At 67.5% G+C, this 17,178-nt stretch carries 15 protein-coding genes; 8 read left to right on the top strand and 7 right to left on the bottom strand.

Features of this window, described 5'->3' with window-relative positions:
• Positions 1–51 precede the first annotated feature (51 nt).
• Positions 52–777 (top strand): SDR family NAD(P)-dependent oxidoreductase, encoded by a 726-nt coding sequence (locus AC07PR_RS28695; RefSeq protein ID WP_377157762.1) that lies wholly within the window; start codon positions 52–54, stop codon positions 775–777.
• Between the two features lie 63 nt (positions 778–840).
• The gene (locus AC07PR_RS28690; protein ID WP_377157763.1) at positions 841–1,077 is read left to right on the top strand and encodes a tautomerase family protein; all 237 of its coding nucleotides are present in this window, start codon (positions 841–843) and stop codon (positions 1,075–1,077) included.
• A gap of 46 nt (positions 1,078–1,123) precedes the next feature.
• On the opposite strand, the gene AC07PR_RS28685 is transcribed toward AC07PR_RS28690, so the two are convergent.
• The 4 genes from AC07PR_RS28685 to AC07PR_RS28670 form a co-directional block, all read right to left on the bottom strand.
• Positions 1,124–1,663, bottom strand: a complete 540-nt coding sequence (locus AC07PR_RS28685; protein ID WP_377157765.1) for a hypothetical protein — start codon at positions 1,661–1,663, stop codon at positions 1,124–1,126.
• Between the two features lie 214 nt (positions 1,664–1,877).
• On the bottom strand, positions 1,878–2,543 hold the full coding sequence (locus tag AC07PR_RS28680; protein WP_495137287.1) for a YitT family protein: 666 nt from the start codon (positions 2,541–2,543) through the stop codon (positions 1,878–1,880).
• 101 nt (positions 2,544–2,644) lie between these two features.
• On the bottom strand, positions 2,645–3,673 hold the full coding sequence (locus AC07PR_RS28675) for an amidohydrolase family protein (protein WP_495137286.1): 1,029 nt from the start codon (positions 3,671–3,673) through the stop codon (positions 2,645–2,647).
• A gap of 292 nt (positions 3,674–3,965) precedes the next feature.
• Positions 3,966–4,871: a LysR family transcriptional regulator gene (locus AC07PR_RS28670; RefSeq protein WP_431101604.1), complete on the bottom strand. Its 906-nt coding sequence runs from the start codon at positions 4,869–4,871 to the stop codon at positions 3,966–3,968.
• A 246-nt stretch (positions 4,872–5,117) separates the two neighbouring features.
• Between AC07PR_RS28670 and AC07PR_RS28665 the strand changes: the two genes are divergently transcribed.
• From AC07PR_RS28665 to AC07PR_RS28650, 4 genes are read left to right on the top strand one after another with little or no spacing between them, the layout of a single operon-like run.
• On the top strand, positions 5,118–6,779 hold the full coding sequence (locus tag AC07PR_RS28665; protein WP_495137285.1) for a tannase/feruloyl esterase family alpha/beta hydrolase: 1,662 nt from the start codon (positions 5,118–5,120) through the stop codon (positions 6,777–6,779).
• A 38-nt stretch (positions 6,780–6,817) separates the two neighbouring features.
• The gene (locus AC07PR_RS28660; protein WP_495137284.1) at positions 6,818–8,110 is read left to right on the top strand and encodes a gallate dioxygenase; all 1,293 of its coding nucleotides are present in this window, start codon (positions 6,818–6,820) and stop codon (positions 8,108–8,110) included.
• Positions 8,111–8,142: 32 nt separating this feature from the next.
• Positions 8,143–9,249 (top strand): porin, encoded by a 1,107-nt coding sequence (locus AC07PR_RS28655; protein WP_495137339.1) that lies wholly within the window; start codon positions 8,143–8,145, stop codon positions 9,247–9,249.
• A gap of 19 nt (positions 9,250–9,268) precedes the next feature.
• Positions 9,269–10,588 (top strand): MFS transporter, encoded by a 1,320-nt coding sequence (locus AC07PR_RS28650; protein WP_495137283.1) that lies wholly within the window; start codon positions 9,269–9,271, stop codon positions 10,586–10,588.
• An 80-nt stretch (positions 10,589–10,668) separates the two neighbouring features.
• Here AC07PR_RS28650 and AC07PR_RS28645 read toward each other — a convergent pair whose 3' ends face one another.
• Positions 10,669–12,063 carry an RtcB family protein gene (locus AC07PR_RS28645; RefSeq protein ID WP_495137282.1) on the bottom strand — a complete coding sequence of 465 codons (1,395 nt, stop codon included), beginning with the start codon at positions 12,061–12,063 and terminating at the stop codon, positions 10,669–10,671.
• Positions 12,064–12,330: 267 nt separating this feature from the next.
• Between AC07PR_RS28645 and AC07PR_RS28640 the strand changes: the two genes are divergently transcribed.
• Positions 12,331–13,509, top strand: a complete 1,179-nt coding sequence (locus AC07PR_RS28640; protein ID WP_495137281.1) for a BaiN/RdsA family NAD(P)/FAD-dependent oxidoreductase — start codon at positions 12,331–12,333, stop codon at positions 13,507–13,509.
• Positions 13,510–14,577: 1,068 nt separating this feature from the next.
• Here AC07PR_RS28640 and AC07PR_RS28635 read toward each other — a convergent pair.
• Positions 14,578–15,162 carry an RloB family protein gene (locus AC07PR_RS28635; RefSeq protein ID WP_495137280.1) on the bottom strand — a complete coding sequence of 195 codons (585 nt, stop codon included), beginning with the start codon at positions 15,160–15,162 and terminating at the stop codon, positions 14,578–14,580.
• A complete protein-coding gene (locus AC07PR_RS28630; protein WP_495137279.1) occupies positions 15,159–16,538 on the bottom strand; it encodes an AAA family ATPase in 1,380 nt (459 codons plus the stop codon). Before AC07PR_RS28630 ends, AC07PR_RS28635 begins: the two co-directional genes overlap by 4 nt.
• Before the next feature lie 194 nt (positions 16,539–16,732).
• On the opposite strand from AC07PR_RS28630, the gene AC07PR_RS28625 reads away from it, so the two are divergent.
• The gene (locus AC07PR_RS28625) at positions 16,733–17,152 is read left to right on the top strand and encodes a hypothetical protein (protein ID WP_495137278.1); all 420 of its coding nucleotides are present in this window, start codon (positions 16,733–16,735) and stop codon (positions 17,150–17,152) included.
• The last annotated feature ends 26 nt before the right edge of the window (positions 17,153–17,178 follow it).

Below are 17,178 nucleotides of genomic sequence, written 5' to 3'. Positions count from 1 at the left end.
CGTCCCGACCCACCCGGATCCTCCGGATCCCGCATGAACAGGAGCCTTTCCATGTCCACCGTTTCCAGCACCACCGCACAGAAGGTCGCCATCGTCACCGGCGCCTCGCAAGGCATCGGCGCCGCGCTCGTCGCCGCCTATCGCGCACAGGGCTACGCCGTCGTCGCCAACTCGCGCCACATCCAGCAGGGCGACGACGCCGGCGTGGTCGCCGTGCCCGGCCACATCGGCGACCGCCTCGTCGCGCAACGCGTCGTGCAGACCGCGCTCGACCGCTTCGGCCGCATCGACACGCTGATCAACAACGCCGGCGTCTTCATCGCCAAGCCGTTCGTCGAGTACACGCCGCAGGACTTCCAGGACGCGATCGCCGTCAACGTCGCGGGCTTCTTCCACGTCACGCAGCTGGCGCTGCCGCAGATGCTGCAGCAGAAGAGCGGCCACGTCGTGACGATCACGACCACGCTGGTCGACCAGCCGATCGCCGCGGTGCCTACCGGCCTGGCCGGCCTGACCAAGGGCGGGCTGGATGCGGTGACGCGTTCGCTGGCGATCGAATACGCCAAGACCGGCGTCCGCGTGAACGCGGTCCGTCCCGGCGTGATCAAGACGCCGATGCACGCGCCGGAGACGCACGACTTCCTGGCCGCGCTGCACCCGATGGGCCGCATGGGCGAGATCAGCGACATCGTCGACGCGGTGCTGTATCTGGAGCGCGCCGGCTTCGTCACCGGCGAGCTGCTCAACGTCGACGGCGGCCAGCACGCCGGCCGCTGAGCCTCTCCCGTCCCCGACCGATCCCCACGAGCCGAACCCGCTTCGGCAGACCAAGGAGCCACCATGCCCTACGTCAACATCAAGGTGACCCGCGAGGGCACCGCCCCCGGCGCCAGCGCCACCACGCCCGAGCAGAAGGCGGCCCTGATCCAGGGTGTCAGCGATCTGCTGTTCGAGGTGATGGGCAAGCCCCATCACATGACCTTCGTCGTCATCGACGAGGTCGAGCTCGACAACTGGGGCGTCGGCGGCCTGCCGACCGCGGAGTTCCGCCGCCGGCAGGCCGGGACGCCGGGCTAGGGAGGCCCAGGAGACCGGTTCCCTTCACGGTGCGTGTCGAGCGGCGTCATCCGCCCTTGATCCTCACCGTGAACGTGAGCTTGTAGGTGCCGCCGTCGCCGCTGAAGTTCAGCGGCGTGAGCGGCGTTTCCGTCGTCACCGTCGGCACGACGAAGCTGTGCCAGCCGAGGTACTCGTCGTTGGACAAGGAACTGGACACGATGCTCGACAGCTTGGGACCGACGACCGACCGCAATTGGGCCGGCGTCAGATTGCTCCAGCCGCTCTGGCCGAAGTTGTTCCAGATGGTCTGCATCATCAACTGCAGCACCCCGCCGCCGCCCAGGTCCGCATCCCAGTCCTCCTCGAGCATGAACACGAAGACGAAGGCGCCGCCGGCTTCCGATTCGTCGATGATGCGCCGCGTGTTGTCGACCGAGCCGACATTGAAGTCGTCGTCCCAATCGGAATCGCGCACGCGGTGCAGCTTGCCGCCAGGCACGTTGCGGTGCGCCATGAAGACCAGCACATAGGGCGAGTCGTCGCCGCCCTCGCTGGTGTCGTCGACGCACTTGAGCTGGGTGAGCATCAGCTGACGTGTGGGCATGGGCACCTCCTGCGAATCTCGCATTGCGGCCACCGCCCGGAATCGAGCCGTGAAGAAGCCGTGAGCCAGACTAGGCAGACCCTCGCCGGCGGCCCATCCCTAGGACCTCCCGGAACCCCTAGGTTGGCACCCCTAGGTTGATACCCCTGGCTGGGCACCGCCGCGCGCGGCCCGGCGCCTCACGCGCCGGACCTGCCGCGGTCGCGGCGCGCGGTCACAGCACCGCGTAGCGTCCCGGCTTGTGGTTGACGGCGATGAAGAGATTCATCACCACCGCGGCGAGCACCGAGTACGCGACCCGCGCCGGATCCACGACGGTGAGCGCGAGCAGCACGATCGCGCAGTCCATCGCCATCTGCACCTTGCCGGCGCGCCAGCCCTTGGCCTTCTGCAGGTAGAGCGACACGATGGTGGCGCCGCCGAGGCTGGCGCGATGCCGCGCCAGGAACAGGCAGCCCGAGCCCAGCAGCGCCCCGCCGAGGATCGCGGCGTAGGCCGGATGGATGCGGTCGATGGCGAAGAGCTTGGGCGAGAACTCGGTCAGCACCGACAGCAAGGCGATCGAGATGAAGGTCTTCACCGTGAATTCGCGTCCCATGCGCGTCCACGCGAACCAGTAGAACGGCAGGTTGATCAGGAAGAACAGCTTGCCCAGGCTGACGCCGGTCGCGTAGTGCAGCACGAAGGCCGCGCCCGCGGTGCCGCCGGTCAGCAGCCCGACCTGCGCGAACAGGATCAGCGCCAGCGACACGAACAGCGTCCCGGTGAAGATCGCCTGCGCGTCCTCGAAGGCCGTGTGGGAGCGGATCGCCAGGTCGGCGAGCGGCTCGGCGATCGCGGGGGAAGGCGGCGGTGTGGTGTCGTCAGGTGTGGCGCTCATCCCGGGCACGAAGCAGAAAGCGTGCCCAGGAGTGTCGCAGCACCGGCGTGCGGCGTCAGCGCGAATCCTTGTGCGCTTCGCGCCGCCGCATGCCTCGACGCTCAGCGGCCCTGCGCCTTCAACCTCGCGTCCAGCCGCGAGAACACGCGCCGCGCGTTGCCCTCGTAGACGAGGTGGCGCTCCTCGTCGTTGAGGTGGGGCGTGGCGGCGATGTAGCGCTTGGTGTCGTCGAAGTAGTGCCCGGTCTCCGGATCGATGCCGCGCACCGCGCCGATCATCTCGGACGCGAACAGCACGTTCTTCACCGGGATCACGGTCGTCAGCAGGTCGATGCCCGGCTGGTGATAGACGCAGGTGTCGAAGAAGATGTTGTTCAGCAGATGCTCGTCGAGCAAAGGCTTCTTGAGCTCCTGCGCCAGCCCGCGGAAGCGGCCCCAGTGGTACGGCACCGCGCCGCCGCCATGCGGGATCAGGAACTTCAGCGTCGGGAAGTCCTTGAACAGGTCGCCGGTCAGGCACTGCATGAAGGCCGTCGTGTCCGCGTTCAGGTAATGCGCGCCGGTGGTGTGGAAACACGCGTTGCAGCTGGTGCTGACGTGGACCATCGCGGGGATGTCCAGCTCGACCATCTTCTCGTAGAGCGGGTACCAGTGGCGGTCGGTCAGCGGCGGGCTCGTCCAATGGCCGCCGGACGGATCGGGGTTCAGGTTGATGCCGACGAAGCCGTAGTCCTTGACGCACTTCTCGAGTTCCGGGATGCAGCTCGCCGGATCGACGCCGGGGCTCTGCGGCAGCATCGCCGCGCCGACGAAGTGCTCAGGGAAGAGCTCGGCGACGCGCGCGCAGAGCTCGTTGCAGATCGCCGCCCAGGTGGCGGAGGTCTGGAAGTCGCCGATGTGATGCGCCATGAAGCTGGCGCGCGGGCTGAAGATCGTCAGGTCGGAGCCGCGCTCCTTCATCTTCTTGAGCTGGTTGGTCTCGATGGACTCGCGCAGCTCGTCGTCGGAGATCTTCAGGTCGCTGGCCTTCGGCGCCCGCGACGGGTCCTTCAGGCCGGCGATCTGCAGGTCGCGCCAGGCGCCGAGCGCGGCGGGAGCGGTGGTGTAGTGACCGTGGACGTCGATGATCATGGGGCTCTCTGGTTCGCTGGGAACGACCGCGGCATGGCGTTGCCCTGCCGGGCCGACTGCGGTGCATTGTGGAGAGCCGCGCCACGTCGTCCAAGTTATGGCCTGGACTAGCTGCTATTCAGTTCCGGCATGGCGGTAGTACCTCACTGCCACGACCGCAACCCTCACCCCTGCCCTCTCCCGCAAGCGGGAGAGGGGGAAAGAGGAGCCGTCGCTGCGAGTGGCGCCGGTCGGACTCCCTCTCCCGCTTGCGGGAGAGGGTGGGGGTGAGGGCCAGCGGCGGTGGAAGTACTCAAGCGCGACCGTGCGTGATGACGTAGGCCGCGCGGTGCAGGTGCGCCATGAAGTGCCGCACCGCCGGCTTCACCGCCGCATCGTTGCGCGCCATCGCGCCGAGCGTCAGGCGCAGCGGCGCTTCCTTCACGGGCACCACCTGCAGGAACTGCGCGGCGAACGGATGCGCCGCGATCTGCCGCGGCAGCAGGCCGACGCAGTTGCCGCTCGCGATCACGGACAGCAGCCCCAGCGTCGAATTGACCACCGCCCCGGCGGGCGGCGGCGGCAGGCCGTGGGTCTCGAAGAGCGTGCGCGCCAGCCCTGTCGCTTCGGTCGCACCGGTGTAGACCCAGCGCGCTTCGGCCAGGTCGGCGAGCTGCTTCGATCGCGCCAGCGCATTGCCCTTGCGCACCACGACCACCATGTCGATCGGCATCAGCGATTCGACCGTGCATTCGCCGCGCGGCAGCTGATCGGGCAAGGGGCCGAGCGCGATGTCCACCTCGCCCTTGCGCACGCGCGTGAGCTGCGCGATGTAGAGCTCCTCCACGATGCGCAGCTGGATGTCGGGGAACTCGGCGCCGAAGGTGCGCAGCGCCTCCGGCACCAGCAGCATCACCGCCAGCGGCACCGCGCCGATGGTCAGCGAACCCGTCATGCGGCCGCTCAGCTGCTGGATCTGATCGCGGGCATGGGAGAGCTCGCGGTCCGCGGCCAGCGCGCGCTCGTACAGGACCATGCCCTGCGCCGTCGCCAGCACGCCAGTCGTCGAGCGCAGCAGCAGCGTCGTCTCCAGCTCGCGTTCGAGCTCCCGGACCATCTTCGTCAGCGCCGGCTGCGACACCCCGACGCGACGCGCCGCCGATCGCAGGCTGCCTTCCTCCACCGCGGCGACGAGCGCCCGCAAGTTCGTGAGCTTCATGCGCCGGGATGATAACGGTGGGTTATCGCGCCGCGCTTCGCGGCATCTGCCAGATGTCGGCAGCGATTCCTAGACTCCGCCCCGCATCGACTTGATCCGGATCAAGACCGATGGCCGAGAACACCGATGAAGCCGCAACAAAGCGGCGATGCGCGCGCTGAGACAGGGAACCCATCCCCTTCCCCACAGCAACGACAGGAGACAAGCGTGACACAACCTAGGGTTATCACCAGGGCGCTCGGGCTGATGCTCGCCGCGACCCTTGGCGGGCTAGGCGGCTGCAACGGCAGCGAGGCCTCGCCCGCGGACACGACCACGCCGCCGGCGTCGGTCGAGCTGGCCGTCGTCAAGCCGACCGCCACCTGCGCCAGCCTGAGTTCGACCAACCTCGTCGACATCGGCGGCGTCGGCAGCACCATCACCTCCGCGACGGAAGGCAGCATCGCGATCAACGGCAAGGACACGAAGTTCTGTACCGTCGAGGGCACGCTCGCGCCGGCCGTCGGCTTCCGCGTGCGGCTGCCGTTGGAGACCTGGACGCAGCGCACGCTGGACATCGGCTGCGGCGGCCTCTGCGGCTCGATCAGCGCGGCGGTCGATCCCGGCCAGGCCTACGGCTGCCCGCTGGTGCAGTCGGGCGGCTTCGTGCTCGCCTCGACCAACATGGGCCATACGAACGCCGAAGCCACCTGGTCGCTGGATGCGCAGCGCCGCGTGGACTTCGCCTACCGCGCCGTCCACATCACCAATCTCGCCGCGAAGAAGCTGACCCTGGCCTTCTACGGCCAGGCGCAGAAGTACGCCTACTTCGTGGGCTGCTCCGACGGCGGGCGCGAAGGGCTGATGGCCGCGCAGCGTTATCCGACGGACTACAACGGCATCGTCGTCGGCGCGCCGGCCTTCCTGTTCCAGACGCAGAACTCGCTGCTGCACGGCTGGGGATCTCGGGCCAACCGCGACAACGGCCTGACCACCGGCAACATCGTGATGTACCCGGCCAAGGCGGCGGTGCTGCACAAGGCGGTCGTCGCCGCCTGCGACGCACAGGACGGGCAGACCGACGGCCTGCTGAGCGATCCGCGCCTGTGCAGCTATGACCCGGCGGCCCTCCAGTGCGCGGACGGCGCGACCGACACCAGCGCCTGCCTGACCGCGACCGAAGTGGCGTCGGCCCGCAAGTTCTACGCCGGACCGCGCGACGCCTCGACCAACCGGCGCGTGCTGGTGGGAACCTCGCAATACGGTTCGGAGCTGAACTGGTCCGGCGTCTTCGTGCCGGCCAACGACACGCCGACGACGCGCCTCGGGAGCGACAACTTCGTCAACGGCGCCCGTTCCGTGATCTTCACCGACGCGACGCCGCCGACGATCGACGAGCTCGACTTCAGCGAGGCCTTCTACGCCAAGCTGCGGCCCCGCCATCCGCTCAACGACGCGACCAACCCGGACCTCACCGCGTTCAAGGCCGCCGGCGGCAAGCTGATCCTGTGGCACGGCTGGGCGGATCAGCACATCTCGCCCCTCGGCACGATCGCGTACTACGAGGCGATGCAGAAAGTGCTCGGCCAGTCGACGATGGACGCGTTCATGCGCATGTACCTGGTGCCAGGTGTTGCGCACTGCGGCAACGGCGAAGGCCACGACAAGATGGACCTGGTCACCGCCGCGGTGAACTGGGTCGAGAAGGGCACCGCCCCCGACGGCATCACGACGAACCGCACCGACGCCGCCGGCGCCGTGACCGCGTCGCGCCCCGTGTACCCGTACCCCGCGCTGGCCAAGCTCAACAGCGGCGCCGACGCGACGCAGGCCGGGAACTACACCAAGGGTCCGGCGCTCTACACCTCGCAGGTCCCCGACTGGGCCGGCAGCGAGTTCTTCAATCCCTACGCGGCTGCGCCCCTCTGACCGTCCGGTCGCGCGCCACGTCCCCGCTCGGAAGTTCCATGGCCCGGATCATCGGCGGCGTCGCCGCCTCCCACACCCCGACGATCGGTTTCGCGTTCGACCGCGACAAGCGCTCCGACCCGGCCTGGGCGCCGATCTTCGACGCCTTCGCGCCGGTCCAGGACTGGCTCGCGGCGCGCAAACCCGACGTGCTGCTGATGGTCTACAACGACCATGTCACCTCGTTCTTCTTCGACCATTACTCGGCGTTCTCGCTGGGGGTCGGAGAGCGCTGGGCCGTGGCCGACGAGGGCGGCGGCGCGCGGGACCTGCCGCCGGTGGACGGGCATCCCGGACTGGCGGCGCACATCGGCCAGTCGCTGATGGCGGATGAGTTCGACATGTCCTTCTTCCAGGACAAGGCGCTCGACCACGGTTGCTTCTCTCCGCTGTCGGTGATGTGCCCGCACGAGCCGGCGTGGCCGGTGAAGCTGGTGCCGCTGCAGATGGGCGTGCTGCAGTTTCCGATTCCGAGCGCGCGACGCTGCTACCGGCTCGGCCAGGCGTTGCGCCGCGCGATCGAGAGCTACCCCGAGGACTTGCGCGTCGCGATCGTCGCGACCGGCGGCCTGTCGCACCAGGTGCACGGCGAGCGCGCGGGCTTCAACAACCCCGCGTGGGACGCCCGGTTCCTGGACCTGCTCGAACAGGACCCCGAGGCGCTCGACGACATGACCCACGCCGAGTACGCAACGCTGGGCGGCTTCGAGGGCTCGGAAGTGATCATGTGGCTGGTGATGCGCGGCGCGCTCGCCGCGCAGGTGACCTGCCTGCATCGCGCATACACGCTGCCGTCGATGACCGGCATCGCGACGGCGATCTTCGAGCCGGCGCAACAGGCCCGGCAGGCGCTGCCCGAGGCGACGCTCGATCGGCATCGCGCGCACATGGCGCGTCAGCTCGACGGCGTCGGCGCCCTGCCCGGCACCTATCCGTTCACGCTCGAACGCAGCGTCAAGGCCTACCGCCTCAACCGCTTCCTGCATGCGCTGGTCGACCCCGCCGTGCGCCGCGACTTCCTCGCCGACGAGGAGGCGGCGTTCGAGCGCGCCGCGCTCAGCAACGAGGAACGCGACCTCGTGCGCCGCCGTGACTGGATCGGGCTGATCCGGCACGGCGTCATCTTCTTCCTGCTCGAAAAGCTGGGCGCCGTGATCGGCGTCTCCAACCTGCACATCTACGCCGCGATGCGCGGCGAGACGCTCGACGCGTTCCAGGCGACCCGCAACGCACGGGTCCTCTATTCGGTCGCATCCACTTCCCCCAACCAAAGAGACGAGGAGACATCGTGAAGACAACAAGAACACTTTCCGCGGCGACCCTGATGACCGCGGGCGCGCTGTGCGGCCTGGCGCACGCGCCGGTCCAGGCGCAGTCGCAGAGCTCGACCAACGTGCAGATCTACGGACTGCTCGACGTGCCGGTCGAGTACCTGAACAAGGTCGGCGCCAGTGGCGCCAGCCTCACGCGCATGCCGGGCCTGAGCGGCGGCTATGCACCGTCCCGACTGGGATTCCGCGGCACCGAGGATCTTGGCGACGGGCTCAAGGCCGTGTTCACGCTGGAGATGGGCATCGGCGCCGACAGCGGCACGCTCAACCAGGGCGGGCGCGCATGGGGCCGTCAGGCCTACGTCGGCTTGCAAGGCGGCTGGGGAACGATCAGCCTCGGGCGCCAGTACTCGATGCTGTTCTGGTCGCAGACCGATGCGGACATCCTCGGCCCGGCGATGTTCGGCTCCGGCTCGCTGGACAGCTACCTGCCGAATGCGCGCGTGGACAACGCGATCGCCTATCGCGGCCAGTTCAGCGGCTTCACCGTCGGCGCGACCTGGAGCCCCGGCCGCGACGCGGTCAACGCAGGTCCGAGCCCGTCGGGCACCAACTGCGCCGGCGAGAACGCCGCCGACAAGAACGCCTGCCGGCAGTGGTCGGCCATGGTCAAGTACGACACGACGGTGTGGGGCGCCTCAGCCGCGATCGACGAGATCCGCGGCGGCGCCGGCGCCTTCGCGGGTCTGACGAGCAGCGCGATGAAGGACCGCCGCAGCACGGTGGCGGGCTGGTTCAAGACCGGCGACTGGAGGCTCGCGGCGGGGCTGATCGCCCGCCGCAACGACGCCAGCGCCACGACGCCGAAGAGCAACCTCTGGTACGCCGGCGCGACCTGGTCACTGACCCCGAGCTGGGGACTCGACGCGCAGGTGTTCAAGCTGGACTACAAGAACAGCGCCAACGAGGCGACCTTGTGGGCCGTGCGCGGCACCTACTTCCTGTCCAAGCGCACGTCGGTCTACGCGACGGCGGGCCGCATCGACAACGACGGCACGCTCGCGCTGGGCGTCAGCAACGCGGCCGCGGCGGCGGGCAGCACGCCGGCGGCGGGCGGCTCGCAGACGGGGCTGGGCATGGGCATCCGCCACGCCTTCTGAGGTCGATGGGAGACACGTGGTGAATACGACTTCGACAGTGGACGTTCGCGCGTTCATCGATGGACGCGGGATGTCCTCGCGCCAGTGGCTGACGCTGGCCCTGTGCTTCCTGGTGGTGGCGGCGGACGGCATGGACGTGGCGATCATGGGCTTCCTGGCGCCCTCGATCCTGCAGGAGTGGGGCATCTCGAAAGCCGCCTTCGGCATGGTGATGAGCGCCGCGCCGATCGGTCTGGTGTTCGGCGCGCTCTTCGCCGGGCCGACCTCCGATCGGATCGGCCGCAAGAAGGTGCTGGTGATCTCGGTGCTGGTCTTCGCGATCTTCACGCTGCTGGCCTCCCGCGCGCAGGGGTTGACGGAGCTGGTCGTGCTGCGCTTCCTCACCGGCATCGGCCTGGGCGCGGCGATGCCCAACACGACGACGCTGCTGTCGGAGTACGTGCCGGAGCGTTCCCGCTCGCTGATGGTGACGCTGATGTTCACCGGCTTCAACCTGGGCTCGGCGCTGGTCGGCTTCGTGGCGGCCGGGATGATCCCGCACTGGGGATGGCGCTCGGTGCTGGCCGTCGGCGGCGCGCTGCCGCTCGTGCTGGTGCCGCTGCTGATGGCCTGGCTGCCGGAGTCGTGCCGATTCATGGCGGTGCGCGGCGTCGCGGGCGCGCGCATCGCGGCGACGCTCGGCCGCGTCTGCGGCGAGCGCTTCGCGGCGCACACGCAATTCGTCTCCAAGGAGCCCGAGGTGGCGGCCCGCACGCCGGTGCGGCTGCTCTTCTCCGCGGGCTACGGACGTCAGACGTTGGCGCTGTGGACCACCTACTTCATGGGCCTGCTCGTGATCTACCTGCTGACCGGCTGGCTGCCGACGCTGTTCAAGGAACAGGGGTTGAGCATCTCGCAGGCGGCGATGGTGACGGCGATGTTCCAGATCGGTGGCACGGCGGGCGGCGTCGTGGTCGGCTGGCTGATGGACCGGGTGGGACCGACGCGGGTGATCAGCGTCGCCTACGCCGGCGGCGCGCTGAGCGTGCTGCTGCTGGCGGCGATGGGCGCCGGCGTGAACGGCCTGGGGCTGCTGTCCGCGCTGGTGGGCTTCTGCATGAGCGGCGCGCAGACGGGGCTCAACGCCTACGCGCCGTCGTGCTATCCGACGATGGCGCGCGCGACCGGCGTGAGCTGGATGCTCGGCGTGGGTCGCTTCGGCAGCATCCTGGGATCGATGGTCGGCGGCGTGCTGCTGGGACTGGGGTGGAGCTTCGCGGGGATCCTCGCGCTGCTGGCGGTACCGGCGGTGCTGGCCGCGATCGCGGTGCGGGGCAGCGTGCGGCGCCAAGCGGCTTGATTCAACGCAGTGCTTCGCGATGCGGCGGAATGCGGCGCCGGCGCGAGGCCATCCAGGCCCCACGCCTGCTTAATCGTCCGTCACGCCTTGAACGTCACCCACGGCCTGAGCTTCGCGACGCCTTCGATGAGCCCCGCGCTCGTCTGCGCATCGATGACGGGCCCGATCGGCTTGTAGGCCTCGGGCGCTTCTTCGATGCGGCGCTCCTCGCGCAGCGTCACGCATTGCCAGTCCGCGTCGCCGCGGTCGACGGTCTGCAGACGCCGCGTCTCCTGACGGCGCATGCGTCGGCCTGCACCGTGGCTGCACGACCAGAGCCAGTCCGGGTGACCGAGCCCACGAGCGACATACGAGCCGTCGCCCATCGAGCCCGGGATCAGTGCGAGCTGCCCCTCGTGCGCCGGCGTCGATCCCTTGCGATGGATGTTCAGGCCGTGCTCGGCGAGCACGACGTTGTGGGGCACGTCCACGACCAGCCGCGAGCTGTCCGCACCGAACAGATCGGCCAGTTCCCGCCGCACCATCTCCGCCAGCACGACCCGGTTGGCCCACGCGTATCGGGCCGCGACGCCCATGGCTTCGAGGTACTCGCCGGCCAGCGGGCCCTCGAGGGCATAGAGCTTGCTCTCCGGATGACGCACGCCGACGTGCCACGCGTCGCGAGCGCGATCCATCCAACGGGCGCCGACGTGGAAGCCCATGTCGCGCGAGCCGCTGTGGATCATGACGACGACGTCGCCCGCGCGCAGACCGTGCTCATACGCCGCGTGCCGATCGAGGATGCGCTCGACGACCTGGAGCTCGACGAAGTGGTTGCCGCCGCCTGGCGTGCCGAGACAAGGATCCCGGAAGCGATCGCGCCCATCGACGAACGCATGGGGCGCGTGGCGCGAGTGCCCGCCGAGCCGGTCAAGTCCGACGCAACGGTCGACCTCCGCGGCGAGCCGGTCGCGGTCGACACCGGCCCACAGGCCCTCGGGAGCGAGGCGGTCGAGGAAGGCCAACGGCCCGTCGTCGAACAGCGCCTTGAAGGCCTGCGTCGGCGTCGGGACGTTGCGGGCGTTCTGAAGCAGCACCGCCTTCAACCGCGCGATCAGCGCGGACTGCTGCGGCGCCGCCTGCGCGAGCGAGAGTCCGGTCGTCACCAGCCGCATGCCGCAGTTGATGTCGGTGCCGATGGCGGCGGGGATGACGACGTCTTCCGGCGTCGCGACCACGGCGCCGACCGGCGCGATCGACCCGGGGTGGAAGTCGGGCGTCGCGCACGCGGCGCAGACGGCGGCATCGCCGCCGGGCGTCTTCACCGAGGCGAAGGCGAGCAGTTGCTTGACGGCCTTCTCCTCGAGCGGCAACGCGGCCGGCAGCAGGATGGTGGCTTGTGCGCTGTCGTTGCGGACGGTGTAGATGCCGTCCTCGAAGCGCAGGTCGATGTGCGAGCGCGCGAAGGCTCGCTGGAGTCGAAGGGAGTGAGACATGGTGCTGTGCTCTCCGGGGGCCGGAAGGCGCCCGAGGCCTGGAAGCCCAGGCGAAAAGGGACAGCCGCCGGCGAGAAGCCGCGGCTGAGGACCTTTTCTGCAGCAGCAGTCAGAAAGGAGGGCGCGAGTCTAGCCGTCGACCGCGAGGCCCGCAAGGCCCGCGCGAGCGTTTGCGTTAAAGTCCCGCGCCCATCGCCCGCAGCGTTCCGCTCGGCGCGAAGCGGGTTCAAGCAGGTTGTTCAGGGTCGAAGGGAAGCAGTTGTGGACGTGCAGGACACCGATGTCGTGATCATTGGCGCGGGCGCCGCGGGGCTGATGTGCGCCGCGCTGGCGGGCCAGCGTGGCCGCCGCGTGCTGCTGGTGGATCACGCCAACAAGGCCGGCAAGAAGATCCTCATGTCGGGCGGCGGCAACTGCAACTTCACCAACCTGTACACCGAGCCGGCCAACTTCCTCTCGGAGAACAAGCACTTCTGCAAGTCGGCGCTGGCGCGCTACACGCAGTGGGACTTCATCGCGCTGGTCAACAAGCATCAGATCCCGCACCACGAGAAGAAGCTCGGCCAGCTGTTCTGCGACAACAAGTCCATCGACATCCTGCGCATGCTGCTCGCCGAATGCGCCGAGGTCGGCGTGACGCCGATGCTGGATACCACCGTCGAGACCATCGAGAAGACCGAAGGCGGCTACGCGCTCGGGACCACCGCGGGACCGATGCGCTGCCAGTCGCTGGTGATCGCCACCGGCGGGCTGTCGATCCCCACGATGGGCGCGACCGGCTTCGGCTACCAGGTCGCGAAGCAGTTCGGCCACACGCTGCTGCCGACGCGCGCCGGACTGGTGCCGTTCACGATCACGGACCAGCTCAAGGACCTGTGCAACGAGCTCAGCGGCACCTCGGTCGATTGCCTGGTCAGCTGCAACGGCAAGAGCTTCCGCGAGAACATCCTGTTCACGCACCGCGGCCTCAGCGGGCCGGCGATCCTGCAGATCTCGTCGTACTGGCTGCCGGGTCAGGCGGTGGAGATCAACCTGCTGCCCGACCTCGACGTGCCCGGCTGGCTCGCGCAGCAGCGCAACGATCGGCCCAATGCGGAGCTCAAGACGCTGCTGGCGGAGCTGTTCACGAAGAAGATGGCCACGCTGATCGGCGAGCAGTGGTTCGTGTCCAAGCCGATCAAGCAGTACACGCACGCGGAGCTGGAGCAGATCGCCCAGCGCCTGTCCGCGTGGCAGGTCGTGCCCGCGGGCACCGAGGGCTACCGCACGGCGGAGGTCACGCTGGGCGGCGTCGACACCAAGGAGGTGTCCTCCAAGACGATGGAATCGCTGAAGTCGCCGGGGCTGTACTTCATCGGCGAGGTGCTCGACGTCACCGGTCACCTGGGAGGCTTCAACTTCCAGTGGGCGTGGGCGTCGGCGAATGCGGCGGCGCAGTTCGTGTGAGGCTTGTGCGATCCATCGCAATGACCTCTTGAGGTATTGCTTCGATCTGGTCGGTTCCCAAGATCGTCCCCTTCTCCCATGAACCTATGGCGACTTGGTCGCCGTCGGAAGAGAACTCAACTGAGCAGGGGTATGGGTCAACGTATCGGCCCACCAGCCTCAGGGACGAGCTATCAAAGACGGACAGCTGGCCTCGTTCGACACAGCAGAGGCGAGTGCCGTCGGGCGACCACCCGAGCGACCATGCGGTTCCGCCGAACATGATCGATCGCCGGCCGCAGCACCTGCCAGTGGATAGATCGACGACCTGAAGCGACATCTCCGATGCGGTGTTCATCTGAATGACCGCCAAGCGACCTCCGTCGGGACTTGGCGTCGCCGCATTCACGTAGCCTGCCTCAACAGGCAGTTCAACCTCCGAGTGGTCTTCGAACGGCCATCTCCGCAACATGATCTGGCTGAAGGGCAACGCGCTGGCGCGGTCCTTGCATCTGGGCTGCTTGATGTAGGAATACAAGTTGCGCCGCGCATCACAAGCAAGAGCGTTGATCATCACACCGGCGGACAGCTCCTGATGGACGACTTCACCCGTCTCACCGTCAAGAACTCGAAGAGCGCCTCCCCACGAACCGTCGACGATGCGAGATCCGCAAGGGGAGTACAAGGGCTGACAGCCTTCGCCCGCCTGGTCTGCTGGAAAGAGCGCGATGAGCTCGAGGTGAGGAGCGGACAGAACGGCTAGCCGACCGGCCGTGTTCTTGACAACAACCCGGTCACCACTCGGTGATATGTCCAAGTGTGCCGGGCGCGCGAACGGATGTATCGACCCTACGCGCTTCCGCTCCCGAAGGCTCCACACGACAACGTCGCGGCCCACCGCAATGACGTGATCCCCGTCTGCCGTGAAGCGGAGCTGAAAGCTTTTGCCGACGCGCAGGGGGCTCGTTAGCATCGTTGAGTCAGACATGGCGGCAAGCATATCCGTCCGCATGACGACGACTGAGGGGCCTGGCCCTTGGGGGCACAGTGGCGGCGTAGTCCGCTAAAGCGCGGCCTCTACCCACGCGTTCAGCGAGCCACCATCGCCAGCTTGTTGAGGCGCTCCACCAAGTCATGCACCGTCGTGTAGGGCACACGCTGGGCTGGGCTCAGGTCGGCGCCATGTGACTTCGCCAAAGCCTTGGCGTGTTTGATGGCCTGGCCCTGATTCGCCAGCAGCCTGTCATACACGCCGGCCGAGTTCTTCTCGTAGCCATCGAGCAACTGCTTGAGCCTTTTCACGTAGACATCGCGATGGACCGCAGCATCGAGGTAGTCGAAGTGCAGGACGTACCAGAGCTCGAAACACTCGTTCGAGTAGGCCACCTTGAATCCGTGCTCCGCCGCGAGCTTGAACGCTGCAGCGACGGACGAGTCCTGGAATGAGTCCTTGTCGAAGACACACCACACTTCGCGATAGTCGGCTCGGTCGTTCAGCTTGACCGCTTCCTTGACGAGAGAGATCGTGTTGCGGCCCAACCCGCGAACTTCACACACCTGGCTCGACACGCGAAAGCTGCGGAAGTAGTTCGGCTCGGTCTGCTCCCCTTCACAGACGATCAGGATCTTCTTGACGACCGCACGGGTCGCCTCGCGCCGCGGCTTCAGATTCATGACGGGCGACGCTTGGCGACCTTGGCCTTCGCAGGCACCGGCGGCGCCTCACGCGTCGCATCCCGCGCAAGTTCAGGCCGCAGGAACGGCGTCCCTCCGTAGTCACCACCCAGGTAGCTCTTCTCGTAGCTCGCGTCGTTGCGCACCTTGTACTCGACGAGCGACGTCAGCGACGAACCTCCCAGTCCGTCGCGGCCGGTGAACCATATCTGATCGCGCCGGAGAAGGTCCGCGCTGAGCAGGTTGGTATCGTGCGTGGCGGCCACCAGTTGCGCGCCGCGCGGGTTCCCTTCCTGCGAGTTGAAGATCCCGATGATCACCTTGCTCAGATTCGTATGCAGGCTGGACTCGAACTCATCGATCACCAGCACGCTCGACTTGGTCAACGTGTCGATGATCGGTCCCGCCATGGCGACAAGCTTCTTGGTCCCTTCAGACTCGTTGCCGGCCAGATCGAAGATCACCTCCTTCACGAACTCGCCCTCGCTCGTGAACATCTTGTGGACCGTGGCCACCCTGTGCCGGGGTCGGTTGATCATGTCGAGCAGCGAGGCGAATGCATTCTTCTCCGGGGACTCGGCGATCACAGCCCCCGTCTCGTCGGTGAGTTCGATCTCACTCACGCGAATGCCGGGAATCTCAGCCCCTCGTTCGAACCGCTCCACGCCAAGATCGAAGGCGCGCAGCAGCGCGGGGATCCGGGTGCTGTAGTCAGGATGGTCCAGGTGCTCAGCCGTCCACGCCAGCGCCGCGGCGTCCAGCAGGCCGGACACGATACCCAGGCTGGAGAACCATGCCTGGACCTCGCGCGCCACCTCTCCATCGAAGTTCGCGCACACGGACAGGAACAACGCGTTCTGCCTCGTGCGCGCCTCCAGCCCCTTGCCTTCCTTGAAGGTCCGGTTCACCTTGATGCCGCCGAGATCGCGCATGAACAGCTCGATCTCGCCCGCATGCTTCTTCAACGCCCTGCGGCTCAGTCGCTCCCGCTCCACACGTTCACGAGTGACTGACATCTCGTATTGGTAGACGAAGCCGTTGCGCGCAAAGGTGATCTCGAAATCCGAAGCAGCGTGTTCCGTCTCCGGATTCAGGAGGAACGGTGTCACGCGGATGGGATCGCTGGATGTGGATTCGCGCGAGGAATCCAGGATGAAGCGCCTGCAGAACCGCAGCGCCTTGATCAGATTGCTCTTGCCGCTGTTGTTGGCGCCATAGATCACCGCGGCCTTCAGAACGCCCAGATCGTCGCCGAGCGCATGGACCGCGCCGAGGTCCAGCGCCTTGTCCTTCGACTTCCGTTTCGACGCCACCATCGACAGCGTCGCTTCATCCTTGAAGGACAAGAAATTCCGGACCGAAAACTGGATGAGCATGAGCTGTGCTGCGAAAGGCGCAGGTCCAATCGAGAGACGTAAATTCTACATAATGAAATCGAATTTGTGGAATTTTCTCGTTTTTGTCATCAATAATGGCACCGCAGGTTTCTCGCCTCACATCGGCACCCGCTGGATCGCTTGTCATGAAGTCGAGCGAGGATGGATCCGACCCTGGATGTGCAAGGCCTGCCATGAAACCCATCGCCCTGATGTTGTTCGTCTGCGCCGCGAGCGCCCACGCGGACACGACCGCACCCTCAACACCCGGCCCCTCGCTTAAGGCCTCCGCCTGCGTCGAAACCGACCGCATGATGGACTGGCGCGAGATCACCTGCACCCTCCCCGCCGGCGCGGCGCACAAGCGCTTCAGCTTCCGCGCGATGTTCACCGGCGGGCATGACGACACCTCGGCCAGCATCGCGCCGGAGCTCGACGGCCAGCCGTTCGCGTGCGGCGCTGGCAGCAAGCTCAGCCTGTTCGGCGAGGACGGCGACGTCAGCGTGTTCTGCCAGTTCGACCGATCGGCCCTCCCCGCCGCCGCCGCGCGGCTCAAGGTGCTCATCAAGTGGAGCCACGCCGAGTTCGCCGACTACGAGTTCAACGGCGAGTGACCCCGTCCCGCTCGCCGGGGAGTGAC

Source organism: Roseateles sp. GW821-FHT09H11, assembly GCF_059415845.1.
This window is presented reverse-complemented; position numbering and strand designations above follow the sequence as displayed.

Excerpts from the sequence above, each read along its gene's own strand:
- AC07PR_RS28630 (WP_495137279.1), bottom strand. The coding sequence starts at position 16,538 with ATGCTCATCCAGTTTTCGGTCCGGAATTTCTTGTCCTTCAAGGATGAA.
- AC07PR_RS28670 (WP_431101604.1), bottom strand. The coding sequence starts at position 4,871 with ATGAAGCTCACGAACTTGCGGGCGCTCGTCGCCGCGGTGGAGGAAGGC.
- AC07PR_RS28675 (WP_495137286.1), bottom strand. The coding sequence starts at position 3,673 with ATGATCATCGACGTCCACGGTCACTACACCACCGCTCCCGCCGCGCTC.
- AC07PR_RS28690 (WP_377157763.1), top strand. The coding sequence starts at position 841 with ATGCCCTACGTCAACATCAAGGTGACCCGCGAGGGCACCGCCCCCGGC.
- AC07PR_RS28645 (WP_495137282.1), bottom strand. The coding sequence starts at position 12,063 with ATGTCTCACTCCCTTCGACTCCAGCGAGCCTTCGCGCGCTCGCACATC.
- AC07PR_RS28680 (WP_495137287.1), bottom strand. The coding sequence starts at position 2,543 with ATGAGCGCCACACCTGACGACACCACACCGCCGCCTTCCCCCGCGATC.
- AC07PR_RS28665 (WP_495137285.1), top strand. The coding sequence starts at position 5,118 with ATGCTCGCCGCGACCCTTGGCGGGCTAGGCGGCTGCAACGGCAGCGAG.
- AC07PR_RS28660 (WP_495137284.1), top strand. The coding sequence starts at position 6,818 with ATGGCCCGGATCATCGGCGGCGTCGCCGCCTCCCACACCCCGACGATC.
- AC07PR_RS28635 (WP_495137280.1), bottom strand. The coding sequence starts at position 15,162 with ATGAATCTGAAGCCGCGGCGCGAGGCGACCCGTGCGGTCGTCAAGAAG.
- AC07PR_RS28685 (WP_377157765.1), bottom strand. The coding sequence starts at position 1,663 with ATGCCCACACGTCAGCTGATGCTCACCCAGCTCAAGTGCGTCGACGAC.
- AC07PR_RS28695 (WP_377157762.1), top strand. The coding sequence starts at position 52 with ATGTCCACCGTTTCCAGCACCACCGCACAGAAGGTCGCCATCGTCACC.
- AC07PR_RS28625 (WP_495137278.1), top strand. The coding sequence starts at position 16,733 with ATGAAACCCATCGCCCTGATGTTGTTCGTCTGCGCCGCGAGCGCCCAC.
- AC07PR_RS28655 (WP_495137339.1), top strand. The coding sequence starts at position 8,143 with ATGACCGCGGGCGCGCTGTGCGGCCTGGCGCACGCGCCGGTCCAGGCG.